This is a genomic window from Pseudomonas sp., from assembly GCF_049590575.1.
In the GTDB taxonomy this organism is placed as follows: domain Bacteria; phylum Pseudomonadota; class Gammaproteobacteria; order Pseudomonadales; family Pseudomonadaceae; genus Aquipseudomonas.
Window position 1 is genome coordinate 1 of record NZ_JBAWDE010000284.1, and the last position, 23,073, is coordinate 23,073.

20 protein-coding genes are annotated in these 23,073 nt (G+C 62.9%); 12 read left to right on the forward strand and 8 right to left on the reverse strand.

Annotation, left to right across the window (positions count from 1 at the left end; genetic code table 11):
- Nucleotides 1–4,412 (reverse strand): amino acid adenylation domain-containing protein (locus WBR57_RS19670; RefSeq protein WP_424085781.1); only part of this gene is annotated, 4,412 nt, incomplete at its 3' end.
- A gap of 51 nt (nt 4,413–4,463) precedes the next feature.
- The gene (locus WBR57_RS19675; RefSeq protein WP_424085783.1) at nt 4,464–5,216 is read right to left on the reverse strand and encodes a thioesterase II family protein; all 753 of its coding nucleotides are present in this window, start codon (nt 5,214–5,216) and stop codon (nt 4,464–4,466) included.
- Between the two features lie 301 nt (nt 5,217–5,517).
- Here WBR57_RS19675 and WBR57_RS19680 point away from each other — a divergent pair, with 301 nt between their 5' ends.
- Nucleotides 5,518–6,069, forward strand: a complete 552-nt coding sequence (locus WBR57_RS19680; RefSeq protein WP_005789991.1) for an RNA polymerase factor sigma-70 — start codon at nt 5,518–5,520, stop codon at nt 6,067–6,069.
- Here the strand turns inward: WBR57_RS19680 and WBR57_RS19685 are convergent.
- The 3 genes from WBR57_RS19685 to WBR57_RS19695 all read right to left on the reverse strand — a co-directional run bounded on the left by WBR57_RS19685 (nt 6,066) and on the right by WBR57_RS19695 (nt 7,897).
- Complete coding sequence (locus WBR57_RS19685; RefSeq protein ID WP_424085785.1) at nt 6,066–6,323, reverse strand: hypothetical protein; 258 nt, start codon at nt 6,321–6,323, stop codon at nt 6,066–6,068. The two genes, WBR57_RS19680 and WBR57_RS19685, sit on opposite strands and share 4 nt — an antisense overlap.
- 68 nt (nt 6,324–6,391) lie before the next feature.
- A complete protein-coding gene (locus tag WBR57_RS19690; RefSeq protein ID WP_424085787.1) occupies nt 6,392–7,180 on the reverse strand; it encodes a substrate-binding periplasmic protein in 789 nt (262 codons plus the stop codon).
- 93 nt (nt 7,181–7,273) lie between these two features.
- Nucleotides 7,274–7,897, reverse strand: a complete 624-nt coding sequence (locus WBR57_RS19695; protein ID WP_424085789.1) for a TetR/AcrR family transcriptional regulator — start codon at nt 7,895–7,897, stop codon at nt 7,274–7,276.
- Nucleotides 7,898–8,050: 153 nt separating this feature from the next.
- Between WBR57_RS19695 and WBR57_RS19700 the strand changes: the two genes are divergently transcribed.
- From WBR57_RS19700 to WBR57_RS19735, 8 genes are all read left to right on the forward strand, one after another.
- Nucleotides 8,051–9,829 carry an acyclic terpene utilization AtuA family protein gene (locus tag WBR57_RS19700; protein ID WP_424085791.1) on the forward strand — a complete coding sequence of 593 codons (1,779 nt, stop codon included), beginning with the start codon at nt 8,051–8,053 and terminating at the stop codon, nt 9,827–9,829.
- 12 nt (nt 9,830–9,841) lie between these two features.
- A complete protein-coding gene (locus WBR57_RS19705; RefSeq protein WP_424085793.1) occupies nt 9,842–10,714 on the forward strand; it encodes an SDR family oxidoreductase in 873 nt (290 codons plus the stop codon).
- A gap of 3 nt (nt 10,715–10,717) precedes the next feature.
- Nucleotides 10,718–12,334, forward strand: a complete 1,617-nt coding sequence (locus tag WBR57_RS19710; protein ID WP_424085795.1) for an acyl-CoA carboxylase subunit beta — start codon at nt 10,718–10,720, stop codon at nt 12,332–12,334.
- A 20-nt stretch (nt 12,335–12,354) separates the two neighbouring features.
- A complete protein-coding gene (atuD, locus tag WBR57_RS19715) occupies nt 12,355–13,512 on the forward strand; it encodes a citronellyl-CoA dehydrogenase (RefSeq protein WP_424085797.1) in 1,158 nt (385 codons plus the stop codon).
- Nucleotides 13,509–14,270, forward strand: coding sequence for an enoyl-CoA hydratase/isomerase family protein (locus tag WBR57_RS19720; protein WP_424085799.1), 762 nt, complete (start codon nt 13,509–13,511; stop codon nt 14,268–14,270). The genes atuD and WBR57_RS19720 overlap by 4 nt, the downstream gene beginning before the upstream one ends.
- A gap of 93 nt (nt 14,271–14,363) precedes the next feature.
- Nucleotides 14,364–16,286, forward strand: coding sequence for an acetyl/propionyl/methylcrotonyl-CoA carboxylase subunit alpha (locus WBR57_RS19725; RefSeq protein WP_424085801.1), 1,923 nt, complete (start codon nt 14,364–14,366; stop codon nt 16,284–16,286).
- A gap of 75 nt (nt 16,287–16,361) precedes the next feature.
- Nucleotides 16,362–16,904: an exonuclease domain-containing protein gene (locus WBR57_RS19730; RefSeq protein WP_122542449.1), complete on the forward strand. Its 543-nt coding sequence runs from the start codon at nt 16,362–16,364 to the stop codon at nt 16,902–16,904.
- A 63-nt stretch (nt 16,905–16,967) separates the two neighbouring features.
- The gene (locus tag WBR57_RS19735; protein ID WP_424085803.1) at nt 16,968–17,252 is read left to right on the forward strand and encodes a pyrimidine/purine nucleoside phosphorylase; all 285 of its coding nucleotides are present in this window, start codon (nt 16,968–16,970) and stop codon (nt 17,250–17,252) included.
- 65 nt (nt 17,253–17,317) lie between these two features.
- Here WBR57_RS19735 and WBR57_RS19740 read toward each other — a convergent pair whose 3' ends face one another.
- Together WBR57_RS19740 and WBR57_RS19745 are read right to left on the reverse strand one after the other, a co-directional pair.
- Nucleotides 17,318–18,124, reverse strand: a complete 807-nt coding sequence (locus WBR57_RS19740) for an MOSC domain-containing protein (RefSeq protein WP_424085804.1) — start codon at nt 18,122–18,124, stop codon at nt 17,318–17,320.
- A gap of 39 nt (nt 18,125–18,163) precedes the next feature.
- Entirely contained in the window at nt 18,164–19,099 is a 936-nt protein-coding gene (locus WBR57_RS19745; protein ID WP_122542455.1) for a chemotaxis protein CheV, read from the reverse strand.
- 539 nt (nt 19,100–19,638) lie between these two features.
- Here WBR57_RS19745 and WBR57_RS19750 point away from each other — a divergent pair.
- From WBR57_RS19750 to WBR57_RS19760, 3 genes are all read left to right on the forward strand, one after another.
- Nucleotides 19,639–20,088 (forward strand): hypothetical protein, encoded by a 450-nt coding sequence (locus tag WBR57_RS19750; RefSeq protein ID WP_424085807.1) that lies wholly within the window; start codon nt 19,639–19,641, stop codon nt 20,086–20,088.
- A 335-nt stretch (nt 20,089–20,423) separates the two neighbouring features.
- Nucleotides 20,424–21,317 carry a sensor histidine kinase gene (locus tag WBR57_RS19755; protein ID WP_424085813.1) on the forward strand — a complete coding sequence of 298 codons (894 nt, stop codon included), beginning with the start codon at nt 20,424–20,426 and terminating at the stop codon, nt 21,315–21,317.
- Nucleotides 21,314–21,973 carry a response regulator gene (locus tag WBR57_RS19760; protein ID WP_424085809.1) on the forward strand — a complete coding sequence of 220 codons (660 nt, stop codon included), beginning with the start codon at nt 21,314–21,316 and terminating at the stop codon, nt 21,971–21,973. Before WBR57_RS19755 ends, WBR57_RS19760 begins: the two co-directional genes overlap by 4 nt.
- On the opposite strand, the gene yegS is transcribed toward WBR57_RS19760, so the two are convergent.
- Nucleotides 21,932–22,852, reverse strand: a complete 921-nt coding sequence (gene yegS, locus WBR57_RS19765) for a lipid kinase YegS (RefSeq protein ID WP_424085811.1) — start codon at nt 22,850–22,852, stop codon at nt 21,932–21,934. The two genes, WBR57_RS19760 and yegS, sit on opposite strands and share 42 nt — an antisense overlap.
- Between the last annotated feature and the right edge of the window lie 221 nt (nt 22,853–23,073).

Sequence of the window (23,073 nt, forward strand, 5' to 3'; positions counted from 1 at the left end):
AGGTAGCCGCGCGCCAGGCCAATGCCGCCGATGCAGAGTTCGCCCGGCACCCCGGCCGGCAGCGGGTTGAGCTGCTCGTCGAGCACGCGGCAGATCACATTGCCCAGCGGCCGGCCAATCGGCGAACGCTCGCCGTCCTCAGCCGTGCAGTGCCAATGGGTGACGTTGATCGCGGTTTCGGTCGGGCCATAACGGTTGTGCAACTGCACGGCCGGCAACTGCGCCAATACACGGTTGCGCAACTCGGCAGGCAAGGCTTCGCCGCCGGAGAACAGGCGACGCAGGCTGGTGCATTCGGCCACCAGCGGTTCATCGATAAACAGCTGCAACAGCGGCGGCACAAAGTGCAGCGTGGTCACCCCGTGCTGCTGCACCAATTGCGCAATGCGGTGCGGGTCGCGGTGTTCGCCGGGGCCGGCCAGCACCAGACGGCAACCGCTGATCAACGGCCAGAAACACTCCCACACCGACACGTCGAAACTGATCGGCGCCTTTTGCATCAGCACGTCGGTGTCATTGAGTTGGTAAGTGGCCTGCATCCACTGCAAGCGCTCGGCCAGCGCCGCATGGGTATTGCCCACGCCTTTGGGCTGGCCAGTGGAACCGGAGGTGTAGATCACGTAGGCGAGGTTGTCGCCATCCAGGTGCAGCCCCGGCGCCTGAGTCGACCAGCTGTCGAGGTGCAGGCTGTCCATGGCAATCACGCACACGCCTTCGGTGGCCGGCAATAGGTCCAGCAGCGCGGTCTGGGTCAGCAGCAGGTGCACGCCGCTGTCCTTGAGCATGTAGGCCAGGCGCTCGGTCGGGTAGTCCGGATCCAGCGGCACGTAGGCGCCGCCCGCCTTGATGATCGCCAGCAGGCCGATCAACAGTTGCGGCGAACGCTCGGCGGCGATAGCCACGCACACGTCCGGGCCGACGCCTTTGTCACGCAGGTAATGGGCCAGGCGGTTGGCCTGGGTGTGCAGTTGGGCGAAGCTCAGGCTGCCGTCCTGCCAGACCAGCGCGGTGTGGTCCGAGGTGTGCTGGCTGAGCAATTCGGGCAGCCACTGCCGGGCCGGCGCGCAAGGCGCAGTGCTCCAGGGTTGCTGCGCGTCTTGCGGCATCAGCGCGAGGTCGCCGATGGCCCGTTGCGGTTGCTCGCACACGGCGTGCAGCAGGTTGATGAAATGCTCGGCCAGACGCTGGATGGTTGCGCTGTCGAACAGTTCATCGGCGTAGTCGAACGACAGGCTCAGGCGCCCGTTGCGGTCTTCTTCACTGTGCAATTGCAGGTCGAACTTGGCTTCGCGGCTGTGCCAAGGCAGCTCGTCGGCGAGCATGCCCGGCAGGCGGCGCAAGGCGCCCAGGTCGCGTTGCTGATGGTTGAACATGACCTGGAACAAGCCCTGTTCGCGAGCCTGGGGGAAGGCTTCGAGCAGTTGCTCGAACGGCAGATCCTGATGCGCCTGGGCGCCTAACGCCGCCGCGCGGGTAGCGGCCAACAGTTGAGTGAACGGCTGGCGTCCATCCAGCTCGGCGCGCAGCACCAGGGTGTTGATGAAGAAGCCGATCAGGCCTTGGGTTTCCTGGCGTGGGCGGTTGGCATTGGGCACGCCGATGCGGATATCGCGCTGGCCGCTGTAGCGGTAGAGCAGGCTTTGGAAGGCGGCCAGCAACAGCATAAAAGGCGTTGATTGATTGGCCTGGGCGGTGTGGTGAATCGCTTCGCTGAGGCTGACGCTCAACCGCACGCTGTGGCGCGACGCGCTATGGCGTTGCTGCGCCGAGCGCGGGTGATCGGTGGCCAGGCTCAGGGGCGGATGCTCCTCACCCAATTGCGCCTTCCAGTACGCCAGTTGGCGTTGGCCTTCGCCTTCGGCCAGCCATTGGCGCTGCCAACTGCCGTAGTCGGCGTATTGCAGGGCCAGCGGCGGCAATGCCAGGGTCTGGCCCTGGCTCGCAGCGGCATACAAGCGCGAGAACTCGTCGATCAGGATATTCAGCGACCAGCCATCGGCGATGATGTGGTGCAGCGTCACCAGCAACTGGTGATCTTCATCGTCCAGGCGCACCAGCGTTACCCACAGCAGCGGGCCTTTTTCCAGGTCGAACTGGGTGCGTGCTTCGTCCTCGCGGATCTGCTGCGCGCGGGCTTCACGCTCGGCGGCAGGGAGGTCGCTGAGGTCGATGACCTGCAGGTCGAAATCCACGTGCGCATCGACACGCTGGAAGGCCTGGCCGTCGCGCTCGTAGAAGCGTGTGCGCAGGGCTTCGTGGCGCTGAATCAACTGCTGGAAACTGGCGCGCACAGCGTCTTCGTCCAGTTCGCCACGCAAGCGCAGGGCGCCGGGGATGGTGTAGGCGCTGCTCTGTGGGTCCAGCTGCCAGGTGATCCACAGGCGGTTCTGCGCCAGGGATTGCGGCAGGTCGTCCTGGCGCGACAAGGCCTGAATCGCGCCCTGGGCGACACCGCCGTCCTGCTGCAACTGCGCGACATTGGCGGCAAAGCCAGCGAGGGTCGGCGCTTCGAACAGCATGCGCAGGTTCAGCTCCAGGCCGAGGGTTTCGCGCAGGCGTGCAACCACTTGGGTGGCGGTGATGGAGTTACCGCCGAGCAGGAAGAAGTGGTCATCGGCGGCCACCGTGGCGACTTGCAATTGCTCGCACCAGATCGCGGCGATCTGGTTTTGCAGGTCGGACTCCAGTACGGCATCGCTCGCTTGAACGTGCAAATCGGGGAACTGCGCATAGCTGTCAAGGCTGCCATCGGCATGGCGCAAACCGCACGCCGCGCGCTGCACCTTGCCGCTGGAAGTCTTCGGCAAGGCGCCAGGGTTGAGCAACACCACCACGCTCGGGGCCTCCTGATACGCCTCGGCCACCGCTTGGCGGATCGCCTTGATCAGCGCTTCGGGCGGCAGGATTTTCTGCACGCTACGGCTGATTTCCGCAGCGATACCGATGCCTTCCAGGCCCTGGTCATTCACCGCAAAGGCGGCGACCCGGCCCTTGCGCACCACTTCCACTTCGCGCTCGATGGTCTGCTCGATGTCCTGCGGGTAGAGGTTGTGACCGCGCACGATCAGCAGGTCTTTTAGGCGCCCGGTGATGTACACCTCACCGTCGCGGATAAAGGCCAGGTCACCGGTGCGCAGCCAGGTAAGGCCGGCGTGTTGCACGAAGGTCTTGGCGGTGGCTTCCGGGTTGCGCCAGTAACCGTGGGCGATGCTCGGGCCGCTGGCCCACAGCTCGCCGACGCAGTTGTCGGCCAGTTCGCGCAAGGTCTGCGGGTCGGCAATCAGCACCGCGTGTTCCGGCTGGCTGGTACCGCAACTCATGATCGCGCTGCCCTGCCCCGGCTCGGCGCGGTTGGCGGCCAGGGCGTATTCGTCCACGCGCAACGCGGGGATGCCGTGGCCACGACGGCCACCGGCGACAAACAGCGTCGCCTCGGCCAAGCCATAGGAGGCAAAGAAATGCTTCGAGCTGAAACCGCAGGCGCCGAACTTCTCGGCGAAGCGTTCCAGGGTGTCGAGGCGGATCGGTTCGGAGCCCGAATAGGCCACGCGCCATTGGCTCAAGTCCAGGCGCTCCAGGGCCGAATCGCTGACCCGCTCGCTGCACAGGCGGTAGGCGAAATCCGGGCCGCCGCTGATGGTGCCGCCGTATTCGCTGATCGCTTCGAGCCAGCGCAATGGCCGGCCGAGGAAGTACGCCGGCGACATCAACACGCACGGCACACCACTGAAAATCGGTTGCAGCAGGCCGCCGATCAGGCCCATGTCGTGGTACAGCGGCAGCCAGCTGACGATCACATCGTCCGGGTTCAGGTCGATGCCAAAGCCGCGACGAATCAACACCTCGTTCGCCACCAGGTTGCCGTGGCTGACTTGTACGCCCTTGGGTAACGCGGTGGAGCCGGAGGTGTATTGCAGGAAGGCGATGTCGTCGGCATGCAGCTCGGGGCCGACCCAACGCTCGGCGAGCTGCGCCTCCAGGCTGTCGACGCTCAGCACCGGCGGCGCGTTTTCCAGCTGCGCCAGGCCATCGGCCAAACTGGCGACGGTCAGCAGCAGGCGCGGTTCGGCGTCGCTGATGATCGACAGCAAGCGTTCCTGATGATGGCGGCGGGTGGACTCCGGTGGATAGGCCGGCACCGCGATCACCCCGGCGTACAGGCAACCAAAGAACGCCGCGACGTAATCCGGGCCGCTGGGGAACAGCAGCACCGCGCGGTCGCCGAAGGCCGCGTTGGCCTGCAAGGCGGCGGCGATGCTGCGGGCGCGCTGGTCCAGGTCATGGTAACTGAGCACCACGCTGTGCTCGGCGGACTCGGCGAGGAAGCGCAGGGCGACCTGGTCCGGGGTCTGCGCGGCACGACGTTGAAGGGACTCGACCAGGGTACGGGGAAGTTCGAAGGCGTCCATCATGGGGTTCCTGCCTGAAATCGGCTTACGGGAAATTCGGGATTTGAGGTGAGTTCAGCCAGCGGCCAGTTGCCGCGCCGCGCCATTGCGCCAGCGGGCCAGGTGCTCGTCGGCGTAACGTCGCAGGCAGCGCAACACGGCGCTTTCGTGCTGAATGAGAAAGAAGTGGTGACCGTCGAACATGTCCAGGGAAAAGCCGCTGGCAGCATCGAGCTGCCAGTCGAGCAACTGGTCGGCGCGCACGCTGTCCTGCTTGCCGCCAAACACATGGATCGGCATGCCCAGCGGCTCACGCTCGCCGTAAGCAAAACTGCCGCACAGCAGGAAGTCGGCGCGCAGGATCGGCAGCATCAGTTGCATCAATTCGGGGTTGGCCAGGGCTTCTTCGGCAGTGCCCTGCAGCTCACGCAGACGGGCGATCAGTTGCTCGTCGGTTTTTTCGATGGCGTATTCGCTGACATCGCGACACGCCGGCCCGGCCGTGCCGGAAGCGAACAGCGCCAGCGGCGCGGGCACACCGCGCTCACGCAACGCGTGCGCCAGTTCGAAGGCCAGCAGCCCGCCGAGGCTGTGGCCGAACAAGGCGTAGGGGCCGTCCAAGTCGCGGCTGATTTCCTCCGCGAGCTGCGCCGCCAACACCTTGATATCGCGCTGCAGCGGCTCGTCCATGCGCATGCCGCGGCCGGGCAATTCCAGCGGGCTCACCTGCAGCCAGTCCGGCAGGGCCCTGCGCCAACGCGCATAGACCATGGCGCTGGCGCCGGAATAGGGCAGGCAGAACAGGCGCAGTCGAGTCGGCGTATTCATCGAGCGACGACTCCAAACTGCAACACGCTGTGTGCACGATAAAAACCCATTTCGCCCTCCTGCGGGTGCTGATCCTTGGCCGTTTTACTAACTGGCCTGTCACCCAGAAGAACGGACGGCAGCGGCAAATAATTAGTCGGCGCAGACAAGCGAGACGTGGTTCACACCGAACGGGAAAGCATAAGATTAGTTCGTCTTCTCATTTGACAATCATTATCATTAAGCATAATTTGTTGCCCGATGTGTAGGAGGCTTCAGCAAGGACGCCCTCCCCTAACCTCTTTGCAACAAGGTGATTTCCATGACGGAACAAGTATCCACAGGCAGGTGTGACTCACCACTGCTCCAGGCATTCGTCGACAATCGACTGATCCTGGTGAAGATCGCGGCACGCATTACTGGGTGCCGCTCGCGCGCCGAAGACGTCGTGCAGGACGCCTACTTCCGCCTGCAATCGGCGCCTACGATCACCTCATCGTTCAAGGCGCAGCTCAGTTATCTGTTCCAGATCGTGCGCAACCTGGCGATCGATCACTACCGCAAGCAGGCCCTGGAGCTCAAATACTCCGGGACCGAAGAGGAAGGCTTGAATGTGGTTATTCACGGCGCTTCACCGGAAACCTCGCACATCAACTTCAACACCCTGGAAAACATCGCCGACGCCCTGACCGAGCTGCCGCAACGCACTCGCTACGCGTTCGAGATGTATCGCCTGCACGGCGTGCCGCAAAAGGACATCGCCAAGGAGCTGGGCGTATCGCCGACCCTGGTCAACTTTATGATCCGCGACGCACTGGTGCATTGCCGCAAGGTCTCGGGCAGCCACAGCGATACCTTTGCACGCAGGGTCTAAACCTGCGTGACGATCGTTTCCGGTGACGGGAACGATTGGCCTCCAAGAATCAGCAGCGCCGCACGCTTGTGGGCGATATCAAATTCCTTGTAGCAATGCGGGCAACGGTTTTGCGCTGGCCCGGCGAGCACAGCCGGGTCGACAGCCTCAGGCTGGCCCAGGTAAAAGTAATGCACCATCGCCGCCAGCCGCGCATCGAAACGCCGTAGCACTTCGCCATGGGAAAGGTCGCAAAGGTCTGTGGGATGAACCATGCGGGACGCTCACAATTGTCATCAATCGTTTGGTGAAATGACGTGAGCGGAGGTAGGAAATTTAGCCCTCAGGGCGTCGGCATCACATCGATGCGATACGGTTCGAAAATCTTCAGCATTTCGCCACGCTCGCGAAGGCGCTTGAGCAGCGCGGAAAACGCCTCGCCAGTGATCGGCGCCTTCGGGCGCAGCAAGGCGTAGTGGTGATAGACCTGGTCGATACGTTCCGACACCAGCAACTGCCCGGCCATGTCCGCATTACGCACCATGAAATCACTCAGGTACGAGCGCGTCACCAGGGCGATATCGGCACGCCCGCGCACGACCATCAGCAGGTTGCTGTCATGGGAGTAGGTCAAGGTGGCGTTGAAGTGTTCGACCATGTATTTGGGGTCGGGATTGAAGTTGGCGAACGCGTAGTGATAACCGCTGAACACTGCCAGGCGCTTGCCGGCCAAGTCGGCGAAATAGTCCTGGCCGCGACCGGGCTGACGCTGGGCGACGAAAATTTCTGCATCTTCGAGGCCCATGTCGACGCTGATGTGGGGAATCTTCTGCCAGCCCCAGTCGGGGTTTTCGAAGATGGCTATGTCGATCCGGCCTTGTTCCAAATCACGAAAACGTCGCGGAATGGAGGTGGGCACCAGCACAAAGTGGTAATCGGTTTGCGCGGCGTTCAAGGCTTCGACCAGTTGCGGCAGCAAACCGGTGTCGGCGCCCTGCTCCGGGCGCACGGTGTAGGGCGGGAAATGTGCAGCGCCGATACGCACCCATTGTGCAGCCGAAGCCGGCGTCCACCACGCGGTGCCCAGTGCCCAAAAAGTCAGTCCTGCAGCCAGCCGCCATGGCGAAAACATTGAGGCACACACCGTTGAATACTCTGATGGCGATAAGCTAGGCGTTTTTGTCTGACGAGACAACTTTCCACCGGCAAATTAATACCTTGCGTCTCAATCGGCTTTCAGCACCATCAGCAGGGCTTCTTCGGCCAACTGTTCAAGCGTGAGGCTACCCTCGGCGCGAAACCAGGTGGTAGTCCAGGACAAGGCGCCGGTCAGGAAGCGCCGGGTGACAAACACATCGCCCCGGATATAGCCGGCAGCCTTGGCCTCGCCCAGCACCTGCAGCCAAATCTGCTCATACACATCGCGCAACGCCAGCACCTCGGCCTGGCCTTCGGCCGACAGCGAGCGCCACTCGTACACCAGCACCGCCATCGCCTCGCCGCTGCCGCCCATGATCGACTGCAGTTCACAGCGAATCAGCGCCAGCACGCGCTCGCGCACGTTGGTCGCCTCTTCCAGCGACGCGCGCATCATCGCCGTGTTGTAGTGAATGGTTTCCTCCATCACCGCGCGCAGGATCTCGTCCTTGCTCTTGAAGTGATGAAAGATGCTGCCGGACTGAATCCCCACGGCACTCGCCAGGTCGCGCACCGTGGTGCGCTCGAAGCCTTTGTTACGGAACAGGTGAGCCGCGGTTTGCAGCAACTTGCCCCGCGCACTGTCGGGGTCGGTCAATTGGCCGGCATCGACCATGGTGCGCATCACCCGTAGGGCTTTTTGCTCATCCATGTTTCTCTCCTTTACTTCTACTGACGTCTTGGCCGGCAATTTAGGCCGTGGCAGCCACCCAAGCAAGCGCTTGGGTAAAACTCGTGCGCACGGTTTACAAACCAAGCGCTTGCTTGGTAGTCTCGACACCAGCCATTCGAGGAAGGATTTCTCATGAGCAAGACGGTACGTATCGGCTGCGCCAGCGCCTTCTGGGGCGACACCTGCACCGCCGCTGCCCAGTTGGTGCACGGCGGTGCGCTGGATTACCTGGTGTTCGACTACCTGGCGGAAGTCACGATGTCGATCCTCGCCGGCGCGCGGATGAAAGATCCCCAGGCCGGTTACGCCACGGATTTTGTCGAGGTGCTCACGCCGCTGCTCGCAGACATCCAGCGCCAGGGCATTCGCGTGATCAGCAATGCCGGCGGCATCAACCCCCAGGCCTGCGCGGCCGCCCTGCAAGCGGCCTGCGACAAGGCTCGAATCCCGCTGAAAATTGCCGTACTGCTCGGTGACGACCTGCAACCCCAACTCAAACACCTGCAAGGCATCACCGATATGTTCAACGGCGCGCCATTGCCGCCGCTGTGCGTATCCGCCAATGCTTACCTCGGCGCGCCGGGTATCACCCAGGCGCTGGCGCTCGGCGCGGATATCGTCATCACCGGCCGGGTGGTCGACAGCGCGGTGGTCAGCGCGGCGCTGGTGCATGAGTTCGACTGGTCCTGGCAGGACTACGACCGCCTCGCCCAGGCGGCATTGGCCGGGCATATCATCGAATGCGGCGCGCAGTGCACCGGCGGCAACTTCACCGATTGGCGCGAGGTGCCGGACTACGAGCACATCGGCTTTCCCATCGTCGAAGTCAGCGCCGACGGCCAGTTCACCGTGAACAAGGTCGAAGGCACGGGCGGGCTGATCAGCGAACTCAGCGTGGCCGAACAACTGCTGTATGAAATCGGCGACCCGCGTGCGTACCTGTTGCCCGACGTGATCTGCGATTTCAGCCAGGTCAAAGTCCAGCAGCAAGGCAAACACTGCGTGCGCCTGCACGGCGCCAAAGGCCTGCCGCCGACCGACCAGTACAAGGTCAGCGCCACCTGGCCGGATGGCTTTCGGTGCACCGCCAGTTGCCTGATCGCCGGCATTGACGCAGTGGCCAAGGCCGAACGGGTCAGCCAGGCAATCATCAACAAGACTTCGGCACTGTTCAGCCAGCGCGGCTGGGCGCCCTACGCCGAGGTGAATATCGAACTGCTCGGCAGCGAAGCCACCTACGGCGCCCACGCCAAACGCCAGGACTGCCGCGAGGTGGTGGTGAAACTCGCCGTACGGCACCCGACCAAACCGGCGCTGGTGCTGTTCGCGCGCGAGATTGCCCAGGCGGCCACCGGCATGGCGCCTGGGCTGACCGGCATCGTCGGCGGGCGGCCGACGGTGTACCCGTTGATTCGGCTGTTTTCCTTCCTGATCGATAAATCAGCCTGCGCGCCGGTCATCGACTTCCAGGGCCAGCAACACCCCTGCACGCTGCCCCTTGCCGATGCCCCAACCCTGCCCGCCGAACCCGTCGACCCACCCAAACCCCAAGGCCGCGCCGACGCCAGCGTGCCCCTGGTGAAACTCGCCGTGGCGCGTTCCGGCGACAAGGGCAACCACAGCAACATCGGCGTGATCGCGCGTGCCCCCGAGTACCTGCCGTGGATTGCTGAGGTGCTGACCCCGCAAGTGATTGTCGACTGGATGAGCCACGTGCTCGACCCCATGCACGGCCGCGTCGAACGCTGGTACCTGCCCGGCAGCCACAGCCTCAATTTCCTGTTGGAAAACGCCCTGGGCGGCGGCGGCATTGCCAGCCTGCGCATCGACCCGCAAGGCAAGGCCTTCGCCCAACAGTTGCTGGAAATCCCGATCGCCGTGCCGCAACACATTGCTGACCAACTTACCTAGAGGACTGTCGCCGTGGCCTTCGACTCGATCTTCAAAGCCGACCTGTTCCTGGGGCAAACCGTGATCGTCACCGGTGGTGGCAGTGGCATTGGCCGTTGCACCGCCCATGAGCTGGCCGCCCTTGGCGCCAGGGTGATCCTGGTGGGGCGCAAGCCGGAAAAACTGCAGAAGGTCGCGGCGGAAATTGCCGAAGACGGCGGCGTCGCCCACTGGCAGGCCTGCGATATTCGTGATGAAGAGGCGGTGAAGGCGCTGGTCACGCAGATCATCCGCGAACACGGGCCGATCCACGCGCTGGTTAACAACGCCGGCGGCCAGTATCCATCGCCGCTGGCGTCGATCAATCAAAAGGGTTTTGAAACCGTGCTGCGCACCAACCTGGTCGGCGGTTTCCTGATGGCACGGGAAGTGTTCAACCAATCCATGAGCAAGCACGGCGGGGCCATCGTCAACATGCTCGCGGACATGTGGGGCGGCATGCCCGGCATGGGCCATTCGGGCGCCGCGCGGTCGGGCATGGACAACTTCACCAAGACCGCCGCCTTCGAATGGGGTTACGCCGGGGTGCGGGTCAACGCCGTGGCGCCGGGCTGGATTGCCTCCAGCGGCATGGACACCTACGAAGGCGCGTTCAAAGCGGTGATCCCGACCCTGCGTGAGCACGTGCCGCTCAAGCGCATCGGCACCGAGTCCGAAGTCAGCGCGGCCATCGTGTTTCTGCTCAGCCCGGCTGCGGCGTTTGTCAGCGGCAGCACCTTGCGCATCGACGGCGCCGCCAGCCTGGGCAGTCGCGCCTGGCCGCTGCACAAGGCCCAGGCGCCGAGCGCGCCGTTCAATGGTTTTCACCGCGCGTACCTGCCGGACGTGCTCAAAGACGGGAATTAAGCCATGCCGGTGATTGAAAGCCAGATCGATAGCCACAGCCCGCAGTTCGCGCAGAACCGCGAAGCCATGCTCGAAGGTATCCAGCAACTGCGCCAGCTCGAACACACCCTGCTGGCAAAGGCGCAGGAGGCCAGGCCCAAGTTCGACAAGCGCGGCCAACTGCTGCCGCGCGAGCGCCTCAACCTGTTGCTCGACCCGGGCGCGCCGTTCCTCGAGCTGGCGGGCCTGGCCGGCTACAAGCTGCACGATGACAAGGATGGCAGCGCGGCCGGTGGCGGATTGATCGCCGGCATCGGCTACGTCAGCGGCGTGCGCATGCTGGTGGTGGCCAATAACAGCGCGATCAAGGGCGGCACTATTTCCCCCACGGGCCTGAAAAAATCCCTGCGCCTGCAACAGATCGCCATGGAAAACAAACTGCCCGTGGTGACCCTGGCCGAAAGCGGCGGCGCCAACCTCAACTATGCGGCGGAGATTTTCGTCGAAGGCGCGCGCAGTTTTGCCAACCAGGCGCGCATGTCGGCCATGGGTTTGCCGCAGATCACCGTGGTGCACGGTTCGGCCACCGCGGGTGGCGCATATCAGCCAGGGCTGTCGGATTACGTGGTGGTGGTAAGCGGCAAGGCCAAGCTGTTCCTCGCCGGGCCGCCGCTGCTCAAGGCCGCCACCGGCGAAGTGGCCACCGATGAGGAATTGGGCGGCGCCCAGATGCACGCCCAAACCGCCGGCACCGCCGAATACCTGGCGCAGAACGATGCCGACGGCGTACGCATCGTGCGTGAAATTGTCAGCCTGTTGCCATGGAATGATCGCCTGCCGCCAGCGCCAACACGTCCTTATGCCGAGCCGCTGTACCCCATCGACGACCTGCTGGGGCTGATCCCGGATGACCCGAAAAAACCCTACGACGTGCGCGAAATCCTCGCGCGCCTGGCGGACGGCTCGCAGTTTCTCGAGTTCAAGGCCGAGTTCGACGCCCACACCGTGTGCGGCCACTTGCAGGTCCAGGGTCGCGCCGTGGGTGTAATCGGCAACAACGGCCCGATCACGCCAAAGGGCGCGAGCAAGGCCGCGCAGTTTATCCAGCTGTGCGACCAGAGCCGCACGCCGCTGCTGTTTCTGCACAACACCACCGGCTTTATGGTGGGCACCGAGGCGGAGCAGCAAGGCGTGATCAAGCACGGCGCCAAGATGATCCAGGCGGTGGCCAATGCGCGGGTGCCTAAACTCACGGTGGTGGTCGGCGGTTCCTACGGCGCCGGCAACTATGCGATGTGCGGGCGCGGCCTGGACCCGCGCTTTATCTTCGCCTGGCCCAACAGCCGCACGGCGGTGATGGGTGGCGCGCAGGCCGGCAAGGTGCTGCGCATCGTCACCGAGGCCAAACAATTGAAGGATGGCCTGGTGCCGGACCCCAAGGTGCTGGACATGCTCGAACAGGTCACCGCGCAGAAACTCGACAGCCAATCCACCGCGCTGTACGGCAGCGCGAACCTGTGGGACGACGGGCTGATAGACCCTCGGGATACCCGCACGCTGCTGGGTTTGCTGCTGGATATTTGCCATGAGGCACAAGTGCGGCAGCTGCAACCCAACAGCTTTGGTGTGGCGCGTTTCTAACGATCAGGAGAACAACAACAATGATCTTTACCCAGGAACACCAGGAACTGCGCCGCACCGTCCGCGCCTTTGTCGACCGTGAGATCAACCCGCACGTGGATGAATGGGAAAAAGCCGGACGCTTTCCCATCCACGACATTTTCCGCAAGGCCGGCGACCTTGGCCTGCTGGGCATTTCCAAGCCGGAAAAATTCGGCGGCATGGGCCTGGACTACAGCTACTCGATCGTCGCCGCGGAGGAATTCGGCAGCATTCGCTGCGGTGGCATCCCCATGTCCATCGGCGTGCAGACCGACATGTGCACCCCCGCCCTCGCCCGCTTCGGCTCCGATGAACTGCGCGAAGAATTCCTGCGCCCGGCCATCAGCGGCGAACAAGTGGGCTGCATCGGCGTCTCGGAAACCGGCGCCGGTTCCGACGTGGCCGGGCTGAAAACCCATGCGCGCAAGGACGGCGACGACTACGTGATCAACGGCAGCAAAATGTGGATCACCAACTCGCCCAGCGCCGACTTTATCTGCCTGCTGGCCAACACCTCCGACGACAAGCCGCACATCAACAAGTCGCTGATCATGGTGCCGATGAACACGCCGGGCATCAGCGTCAGCCCGCCCCTGGAAAAGCTCGGCATGCACAGCTCCGAGACCGCCCAGGTGTTCTTCGACGGCGTGCGCGTGCCGCAGCGCAACCGCATCGGCCATGAGGGCGCAGGCTTCATGATGCAGATGCTGCAGTTCCAGGAGGAACGCCTGTTTGGCGCGGCCAACATGATCAAGGGCCTGGAGCATTGCATCGACAGCACCATTGATTACTGCAAGGAACGCCAGACCTTCGGCAAAGCCTTGATCGACAACCAGGTGATCCACTTTCGCCTGGCCGAACTGTCCACCGAAATCGAGTGCCTGCGCGCGCTGGTCTACCAGGCCACCGAGCAATACATCAAAGGCCAGGACGTGACCCGCCTGGCCTCCATGGCCAAACTCAAGGCCGGGCGCCTGGGCCGCGAAGTCAGCGACAGTTGCCTGCAATACTGGGGCGGCATGGGCTTTATGTGGGACAACCCGGTCGCCCGTGCTTATCGCGATGTACGCCTGGTGTCGATTGGCGGCGGCGCCGACGAAATCATGCTGGGCATCATCTGCAAACTGATGGGCACCTTGCCGGGGAAAAAATCATGAACACCCTGCTGCTGGAACCGCATAACGGTGTGCTGCATATCACCCTCAACCGCCCCGAATGCCGCAACGCGATGAGCCTGGAAATGGTCAACGAACTGCGCGCAGTGCTGGCGCAGCTCGACAGCCAGGTGCGCGCGCTGGTGATCAGCGGGGCCGGCGGGCATTTTTGCGCCGGGGCGGATGTGAAGGACCTGGTGACTGCGGGTCATCAACTCCAGGCGCTGAACCGGGCGTTTGGCACATTGCTGCAAGAAGTTGAAGCGGTGCCACAGGTGGTGATCGTGGTGCTGCAAGGCGCGGTGCTCGGTGGCGGGTTTGGCCTGGCGTGCGTGAGTGATATTGCAATTGCCGATCACAAGGCGCAGTTCGGCTTGCCGGAAACCAGCCTGGGCTTGTTGCCGGCGCAGATTGCGCCGTTTGTGGTCAAGCGTATCGGCTTGACCCAGGCGCGGCGATTGGCACTGACGGCGGCCAGGTTTGACGGGATTGAAGCGCAGCGCTTGGGCGTGGTGCATTTCACCGAGAGCGACCCGCAGGCCTTGGCGGAACGTGTGGATGAGGTATTGGGGCAGGTGTTGCGGTGTGCGCCGGGCGCCAACGCACGGACTAAATCGCTGTTGCTGGCGAGTGTCGATGAACCGCTTGAAGCGGTGCTGGACCGTGGAGCGCAGTGGTTTGTCGAGGCGGTGACGGGGGTGGAGGGGATTGAGGGGACGCAGGCGTTTGTGCAAAAGCGCAAGCCTGGGTGGTGCAAATGACACCATCCCCGTTGGATCGCATTTCAAATTGTGGGAGGGGGCTTGCCCCCGATGAGGCCCGAACAAACACCCCGTCAGCCAAGGGATAGCCCAATGCCCACCTTCAGCAAAATCCTGATCGCCAACCGCGGTGAAATCGCCTGCCGCATCCAACGCACTGCCCAAGCCCTGGGCTACCGCACCGTCGCGGTCTACAGCGACCCCGACGCCCAGGCCCTGCACGTACAGATGGCCGACGAAGCCATCAACATCGGCCCCGCTCCCGTCAACCAGTCGTACCTGAACATAGCCGCCATCCTCGACGCAGCCGAAAAAACCGGCGCCGACGCCATCCATCCCGGCTACGGCTTCCTCTCCGAAAACCCCGACTTCGCCCGCGCCTGCCAACACGCCAACATCACCTTTATCGGCCCCAGCCCCGAAGCCATCGAACTGATGGGCAGCAAACGCCTGTCCAAACTCGCCATGCTCGACGCCGGCGTGCCCTGCATCGCCGGCTACCAAGGCAGCGCCCAGGACGACGCCACCTTGCAGCAGGAAGCCAACCGCATCGGCTACCCTCTGATGATCAAAGCCAGCGCCGGGGGGGGCGGGCGCGGCATGCGCCTGGTGCATGACAGCACGCAACTGCTGGAACACCTGCGCACCGCTCGCTCCGAGGCGATGAACGCCTTTGGCAGTGACGAACTGATCCTCGAACAGGCCCTGATCGACCCGCGCCACGTCGAAATCCAGGTATTCGGCGACAGCCACGGCCATCTGATTTACCTGGGCGAACGCGACTGCTCGATCCAGCGGCGTCACCAGAAAATCATCGAAGAAGCGCCCTGCCCGGTCATGACCACCGCGCTGCGCCAGGCCATGGGCGAAGCCGCGCTCAAGGCCGGGCGTGCAGTAAATTACCTCGGCGCGGGCACCGTGGAGTTCCTGCTCGACCGCAGCGGCCAGTTCTACTTCCTGGAAATGAACACGCGCCTGCAAGTGGAACACCCGGTGACCGAGCTGATCACCGGCCTCGACCTGGTGGACTGGCAACTGCAGATCGCCGCCGGCCAGCCCTTGCCGCTGACCCAGGCCGACGTGACCCTGAGCGGCCACGCCATGGAAGTGCGCCTGTACGCCGAAGACCCGGCGCAGGGCTTTTTGCCGCAAACCGGTGAGGTACTGCGCTGGCAGCCGGCAGCCGGCGTGCGCGTTGACCATGGCGTGCTGGAGGGCCAGCGCATCAGCCCCTTCTACGACCCGATGCTCGGCAAGATCATCGCCCACGGCGCCACCCGTGAAGAGGCCCGGCGCAAGTTGCTGCGCGCGGTGCAAGACACGGTGCTGCTGGGTGTGCAAACCAACCGGCGGCTGCTGGCCGACCTGCTCAAGCACCCGGCGTTTGTCGACGGCCATTTCAGCACCGGGTTTATCGCCGAACACTTCAGCGACCTTTCACGCGAGGTGGCGAGCGCAGAACAGATCGCCCTGGCCGCCGCGCTGTTTTATCAACACAGCGCTGGCCAGCATCGCCACGGTTTATCCGGCTGGCGCAACCATGCCAGCGTGCCCTGGACCTATCGCCTGGCCGTCAACGATGAAACTCAGGAAGTGGCGATCAGCGTGCTCGCCGACCACCACCTGCAGGCCAATGGCATCGACATCAGCCACCTCAGCACCGACGGGCGCTGGGCAACCGTGCAGCTCAACGGCATTCGCCGCCGCATCGCCTATCACCTTGATGGCCCACGGCTGTGGCTGCCCGGCGTCAGCGCGGTCAACCACACACAGCAAGTCGCCAGCCGCCAGGCCGACGCCAGCAGCGGCACGGTGAAGGCGCCCATGGACGGCGCCATCGTCGACGTGCGGGTCAGCGCCGGTGACAGCGTCACCAAAGGCCAACTGCTGCTGGTGCTCGAAGCCATGAAAATGGAGCATCCGCTGAAGGCCGGCATGGACGGCGTGATCAAAGGCGTGCAGGTGATTGCCGGCGACCAGGTGCGCAATCGCCAGATTTTGCTGGAGATCGAATAACCGCCTGGGCGGGAACTACGCGGTCAGGCTACGCTCTATCCCCATCAGGAAGGGAAGAGTACGGGAACCTGCACGATGCCTCATTGGCTGATTATTGACCTTGAAGCCACAACGGATGACGGCGGCTGGCCCGTGACGGAAATGGAAGTCATCGAGATCGGCGCGAGCCTGGTGAACCGCCAGGGCCGCGAGCTGGATCACTTCCAGCGCTTTGTCCGGCCGCTGCGCCGTCCATTGCTGACGCCCTTTTGTCGCAAACTGACGCATATCACCCAGGCGAATATCGACACGGCGGCGCCGATCACCGAGGTCTGGCCGCTGTTCGAACGTTGGCTGGGCCAGCACCAGACCCGGCTGGAAGGCTGGGCCAGCTGGGGCGACTACGACCGCGTGCAGCTGGAGCTGGAGTGGCAGCGCCATGCCCTGAGCAGCGCGCTGGCGCAGACGCCGCACGTGAACCTCAAGCAGCGCTTCGCCAAGGCCCGGCGCCTGGACAAGCCCCTGGGGCTCAACGGCGCGCTGCAATTGGCCGGGATGCAGTTCAATGGCCAGCAACACCGGGCGTTGGAGGATGCACGCAACACCGCGCGCCTGCTGCCGCTGATTCTGCCGGTCTAGGCAGCTCCCCTGCCCTTGGGCATACTGGCCGACCTTTCCAGACCCTTTTCCGAGGAATCGCCCATGTTTAAAGTCAACGAGTACTTCGACGGCACCGTCAAGTCGATCGCTTTCGGCACCGCAGAAGGTCCGGCGACCATCGGCGTAATGGCCCCTGGCGAATACGAATTCGGCACCGCCCAGCGTGAGATCATGCACGTGGTCTCCGGCGCACTGAGCGTCAAGCTGCCTGACGCCAGCGACTGGGAAACCTTCGCCGCCGGTACCCAGTTCCACGTACCGGCCAACAGCAAGTTCCAGCTGAAGGTCGCCGTCGACACCGCTTACCTGTGCGAATACCGCGGCTAATTGTTCAAGCCGTCAAAAAAATGCCCGTCTCGCAGGAGACGGGCATTTTTTATGGGCCCGGGCAATTATTCGAGGACAGTCACCGGCATGCCCACTTCCAGATGCCCTACGCCGTCGTTGACCAGGTTCTGGCCGAAAATCGCGCCGTCCTCGGTCTTGCGATAGGCCTCAAGGGTGGCGAACGGCTCACGGTCAGGGCTGCGTTCGCCGGTCTGCGGGTCGATGGTGGTGAGGATGCAACGCGAGCACGGCTTGACCGCGCGAAACTCGACATCGCCGATGCGCAGGCGCTTCCAGCCGTCTTCGGCAAACGCATCGCTGCCTTCGATCACAAGGTTGGGGCGAAAGCGCAGCATCTCCATGGGCCGGCCGATGCGTTGCGAGAGGTCATCCAGGGAGGCCTGGCCGATCACCAGCAGCGGGTAACCGTCGGCAAACGCCACTTGGTCATCATCGCGCCCAAAACCGGGCTGCGTGGTGCGCGCACGCTCCAGCGGGATGTGCACCAGGCGGGTCGGCTTGCCGATGAAGTCACTGACCCAGGCGGCGGCCGCGTCGCCCGCATCCGGTACGCGCAGGGTGTCGCGCCAGATGGTCACGCCGCGCAATTCGGCGTCGCTGCCCGGCAACGCCACGTCGAGCGGTGAGTAACCCGCCGAACTGAGGGTCAGGCCGCCGGTGTTGCTCCACAGCGCCGAAATCTGACTCATTTTGGCCACGGCGCGCTGGGTAAGGAAACGCCCGCTGGCCTGGTCCACCAGCATCCAGCGTCGATCGCCGTCCAACCCGAGTTTATCCAGGCCGATCCGTTGCAGGATTTCGGCCTTGCCGGATTTCAAGGGGTAACGGTACAACGCGCTGAGACGAAGCATGGGCCTGCATTCCTGAGGAGCAAAGATGCAACCCTAAGGTCAAGCCGGCACTTCGTCCAGCATCAGTCGCTGACGCACCACATCCACCAGCTTGTCGGGCTGGAATTTGGAGAGGAAGTTGTCGCACCCGACCTTCTTTACCATCGAGTCGTTAAAGCTGCCCGACAACGAGGTGTGCAGCACCACGTAGAGGCTGCGCAGACGCGGATCGTTGCGGATTTCGGTGGTCAGGCGGTAGCCGTCCATCTCGGGCATTTCGGCGTCGGTGAAGATCATCAGCAGTTTGTCGGTCATCACCTGGCCGCTGTCGGCCCAGCCCTTGAGCATGTTCAACGCCTTGAGACCGTCGCTGGCGATGTGCATCTTGACCCCCAGTTGCCCCAGGGTGTCGCGCAGCTGCGACAAGGCCACGTTGGAGTCGTCCACCAGCAGCACTTCTCGGCCACGGGCGCGTTCCAGCACCGGGTCGTCGAGTTTTTCGCGGGAGACTTTGGCGTTGTACGGCACGATTTCGGCGAGGACTTTTTCCACGTCGATGATCTCGACCAGTTGGTCATCGACCTTGCTGATGGCCGTCAGATAATGCTGGCGCCCGGCACTGGCCGGCGGCGGCAGGATCGCTTCCCAGTTCATGTTGACGATGCGGTCCACGCCGCCCACCAGGAACGCCTGCACCGAACGGTTGTACTCGGTGACAATAATCGTGCTGTTCGGCCCCGGCACCAGCGGGCGCATGCCGATCGCCTGGGACAGGTCGATTACCGGCAGGGTCTGGCCACGCAGGTTGACCACGCCGCACACAAACGGATGGCGCTGGGGCATCAGGGTCAGCTTGGGCAGTTGCAGGACTTCCTGCACCTTGAACACGTTGATCGCGAACAACTGCCGTCCGGCCAGGCGAAACATGAGGATCTCCAGGCGATTCTCACCCACCAGTTGCGTGCGTTGATCTACCGTGTCGAGAATGCCGGCCATTGAAAGCTCCTGATGCGTAAGGGATTGTGCAGCTCACTTAAGGCTTGTTATCGGCGGCGAACGCCAGACCTTGACCCCTGTAAAATGCCACGTAAATTCATTGATGTCACACTGACATCATGGTTTACTGCGCATGCCCCTTCATACGGCGGTTCGGCGGCGTTGCGTGACATTCAAATCGACGCAAGGTTCCGCCCTGTAAGGGATTCCCCTATGCGCAATCGGGCCCAACCTGATATTCGCAATATCTAATAGCCATTAATGTGACGCCATTCTCAATGCATGAATGGAGTCAGGCTTTTGTTCGCCATCCCTAGCCCTCGGCCCAAAGGCCTTCCAGACATTCACGTCGTGGCAACTGAAGGTGTGCAATTGACCCCGCTCATGAGGGCAACGCACAGCCGTCGCCGTCATTTAAATAAACGTCCTACTGAAATCTCAGAAGCAAGCTACAGATTCCAGTCATATTTCAGCGCTAGTTTTAAGCCATTCACCCGGTGCGACATTTCATCACCCGACCTTAAGTTGCGGAGACTTGCATGATGAACGACGGTAACGAGTGGCAACTTGCACTTCCTGAGTTCTTGCATGAGGCTGAACAGCTGCTGGCCAAGTCAGAAGAGTGCCTGAGTCATCTGCATCTGATTCGCAATGACAGCGACGCCATCGACTGCATGAAAATCAGCCTGGTCAAACTTGCCGAGAAAGCCGATGCCCTCGCCCTGCGAGCGATCAGCGAGTTTTCGCGGCATATCCAGTACTTGATCGACAATGCCGAGAACCCCTTGCAACTGCACGATCAAGCACTCGATGCCTTGCATGATTGCCTGACATTGCTGGCATGGCAGTTGGAACTTATCGATGCAAAGACCGGCCTGCTGACCCTGGATGAAACCGAACAAACTACGTTGATTGCCACGGTCACTCTGCAGATTCCGCAAAAGGACTACATTGCCAGGCCCCAGCAACGCGCGCATCACGCACCCTGAGCCTGCAACAGGTCGTATTCGATACATCCGTTATCTAAAAGCGACAGACATAAATAGCAAATAGCCACTAACGGACATATCGATACAAACCAACTTAAGTTATACAACTTCCCAGCGCTTGAAACTCTGAGACCCTCTCAGGGTATTTGTCTGGATAATGGTTGGGCGAAGCAAAGTGTCAGGCGACCAACGGTTACAGGGGTGGTACTATGCCCCGCTCGAAGTAACTCAACTTCATCATGTATAAAAACGATTCGGCCACGCATCCCACACAAAGCCCTGTCAGCCGCCGTGACCGGTCTTCCCGCAGCGAACCCTCATTGGCTCCATCCGCTATGTACGCCAACCTCAAGTCACTCCTCGCCAGGTCCGTGTCCCGCAAACATGCTCGTCGCTTGATCCTGGCCCTGTGCCTGGGCTCGCTGCTGCTCAGCCTGGTGGCCTATGCCAGCGCCGAACCGTTGCCGCTGGCGGTCGTGCTGCTCAACCTGGCGACATTTGCAGTCGTTGGCCTGCAACAGTGGCGCTCACGCAAATCCATCAAGTTCCAGCCCCAGGAACTGGCCGATCGCCTGCTGCAAGTGCAGGAAAACGAACGCCACCGCCTGAGCCGTGAACTGCATGACGATATCGGCCAGTTGCTGACCGCCGCCAAGCTGCAAAGTGAATGGCTCAAGCGGCGCCTGCCGGAAGACCTGCAAAGCCAATGCACGGTGCTGTGCAACACCCTGAATGAGACCCTGGCCAAGGTCCGCGATGTCTCGGCCATCCTTAACCCGCGCCAGCTGGCCAGCCTGGGCCTGGAAGCCAGCCTGCGCGCGCACCTGCTCAAGACCCTGGAAAACACACAGGTGCACTGGAGCCTGGAGTGCCAGCAGCGGCTGACCTGTATCCCCGAAGAAATGGCCGTGGCGGCGTTTCGCATCACACAGGAAGCCGTGACCAACATGCTGCGCCACGCCCAGGCGCGCAATTTGCTGGTGCGCCTGCAACGCCTGCCCCAAGGCCTGTCGCTGCTGATCTGCGATGACGGCCAGGGCTTTTCGCCTGCGATCAACCCCGGCCTGGAAGGCCAACGGGGCATGGCCGGCATGTCCGAGCGGATAGATCAGTTGGGGGGCACCTTGTCCGTCAGCAGCCAGCCAGGCAAAGGCACACGGATCGACGCGCTTTTCCCCTGGGCGCCCCGCGCCCTCGAACGGGCCAGTTCCCCTAAGGTTCTCGAGTGACCTGCAAATTACTCCTGGTGGATGACCATGCACTGATCAGGGCCGGCGTACGCGCGCTGGTCCAGGACATACCCGGCTACACGGTGATCGGCGAAGCCAGCGACGGCGCGCAATTACTGGAGCAGTTCAGTGCGTTGCAGCCCGACATCGTGCTGCTGGACTTGTCGATGAAGCACACCGGCGGCCTGGACGCCTTGCAGCAACTCAAGCGCGTCTACCCCAAGGGCAAGGTGCTGATTCTGTCAATGCACACCGACCCGGAGCTGATCATGTGCGCGCTCGAGGCCGGCGCCCACGGCTACCTGCTCAAGGACACCACTGCCAACGAGCTGGAGCATGCGCTGCTGGCCTTGCGCAATAACGAGCGCTACCTGAGCCCGGCGATCGCCCACACCGTGATCAATCAGGCGCTGGTACGTGGCCAGGGGCCGACCACGCCTGCCGGCCATAGCCATAACCTCACGGCCCGCCAGCTGGAGATCCTGCGCCTGATCGTGCGCGGCAAGTCCACCCGGGAAATCGCCCACGGCCTGGGCCTGAGCATCAAGACGGTAGAAGCGCACCGCTCGCAAATCATGAAACGCCTGCAGATTTTCGACGTGGCGGGCCTGGTGTTATTCGCCGTGCGCGAGCAGATCATCAGCCTGGACGACTAACGGCGAATTCACCGGCAGGTGCACGCGCAAGGCCTTGGGCATGACCTCGAAGTGCAGGTCGTCGCCTTCCAGCGGCTCGCCGTCCAGATTGATGTACAGGCCCTGGGCGACCTTGATATTGACCCACGGCAGGCGTGCCCGCACGAACATGGTGTCCAGGCCCCAGCCATTGCTCATCAGCTCGCGCAGGGTACCGACCACCTCCTGGGGCGCCGGCAGGATGCTGACGTCCAGCAGGCCATCATCGGCCAGTGCCTCCGGGCACAGCTCGTGCCCTCCCCCCGCCTGGCGACCGTTGCCGATGCCGAGTGCAAGCAGCTCACCTTTCCAGTGGAAATCCGGGCCTTCCAGTTCGCCATACGCGGCTTTCAACTCACTGAAGCGCGTCAGGCCGGTGAACAGGTAGGCGGCGCCGCCGAGGACCTTTTTCAGGTCTTCGGAGGTGTTGGCGGTGACCTGGCTGCCGAAGCCGCCGGTGGCCATGTTCAGGAACACCTGCCCGCCGACCCGGCCCAGGTCGATCGACCTGGCCGGCACATCCAGCAATTTGATTGCCTCGACGGGCTCCAGCGGCACCCCGGCCGCCTTGGCGAAATCGTTGGCGGTGCCCAGGGGCATCAGCAACAGGCTGGCATCGGTGTTGGCCTGGGCCATGGCTTCGGCCACATCGCGCAAGGTGCCGTCGCCGCCGCCGGCGATGATGTGCGTGTAGCCGCCGTCCAGGGCTTCGTTGACCAGGCGTTGGGCGTCGCCGCCTTCCCATGTCACCCGGACTGCCAGCTCCCAGCCCTGATCACGCCGGGCCTGCACGGCCGTGCGCACGTCCTCGTTGAGGGCTTGCTTGCCATGGAGGATCAACAGTGCCTTGTGGGTGGTCATGGGGGGCGTTCTCCTGGGTTCAAAGGTGCTTGAAGGATGTTGACCTTTGGTGGGGAGAAAAAAGTCAGTAGGGTTGGAAATTATTTACTGGGGGCATATCCATTTCTGCGGTAACGGCTGCCTATGGTTTCGCCCTTACGGCGAGTCACTTTTGAAAGGAGCCCAAAAGTAACCAAAAGGCTCTTGCCCCACCACTCGGCACCTCGCTCACGCTCGGTGTG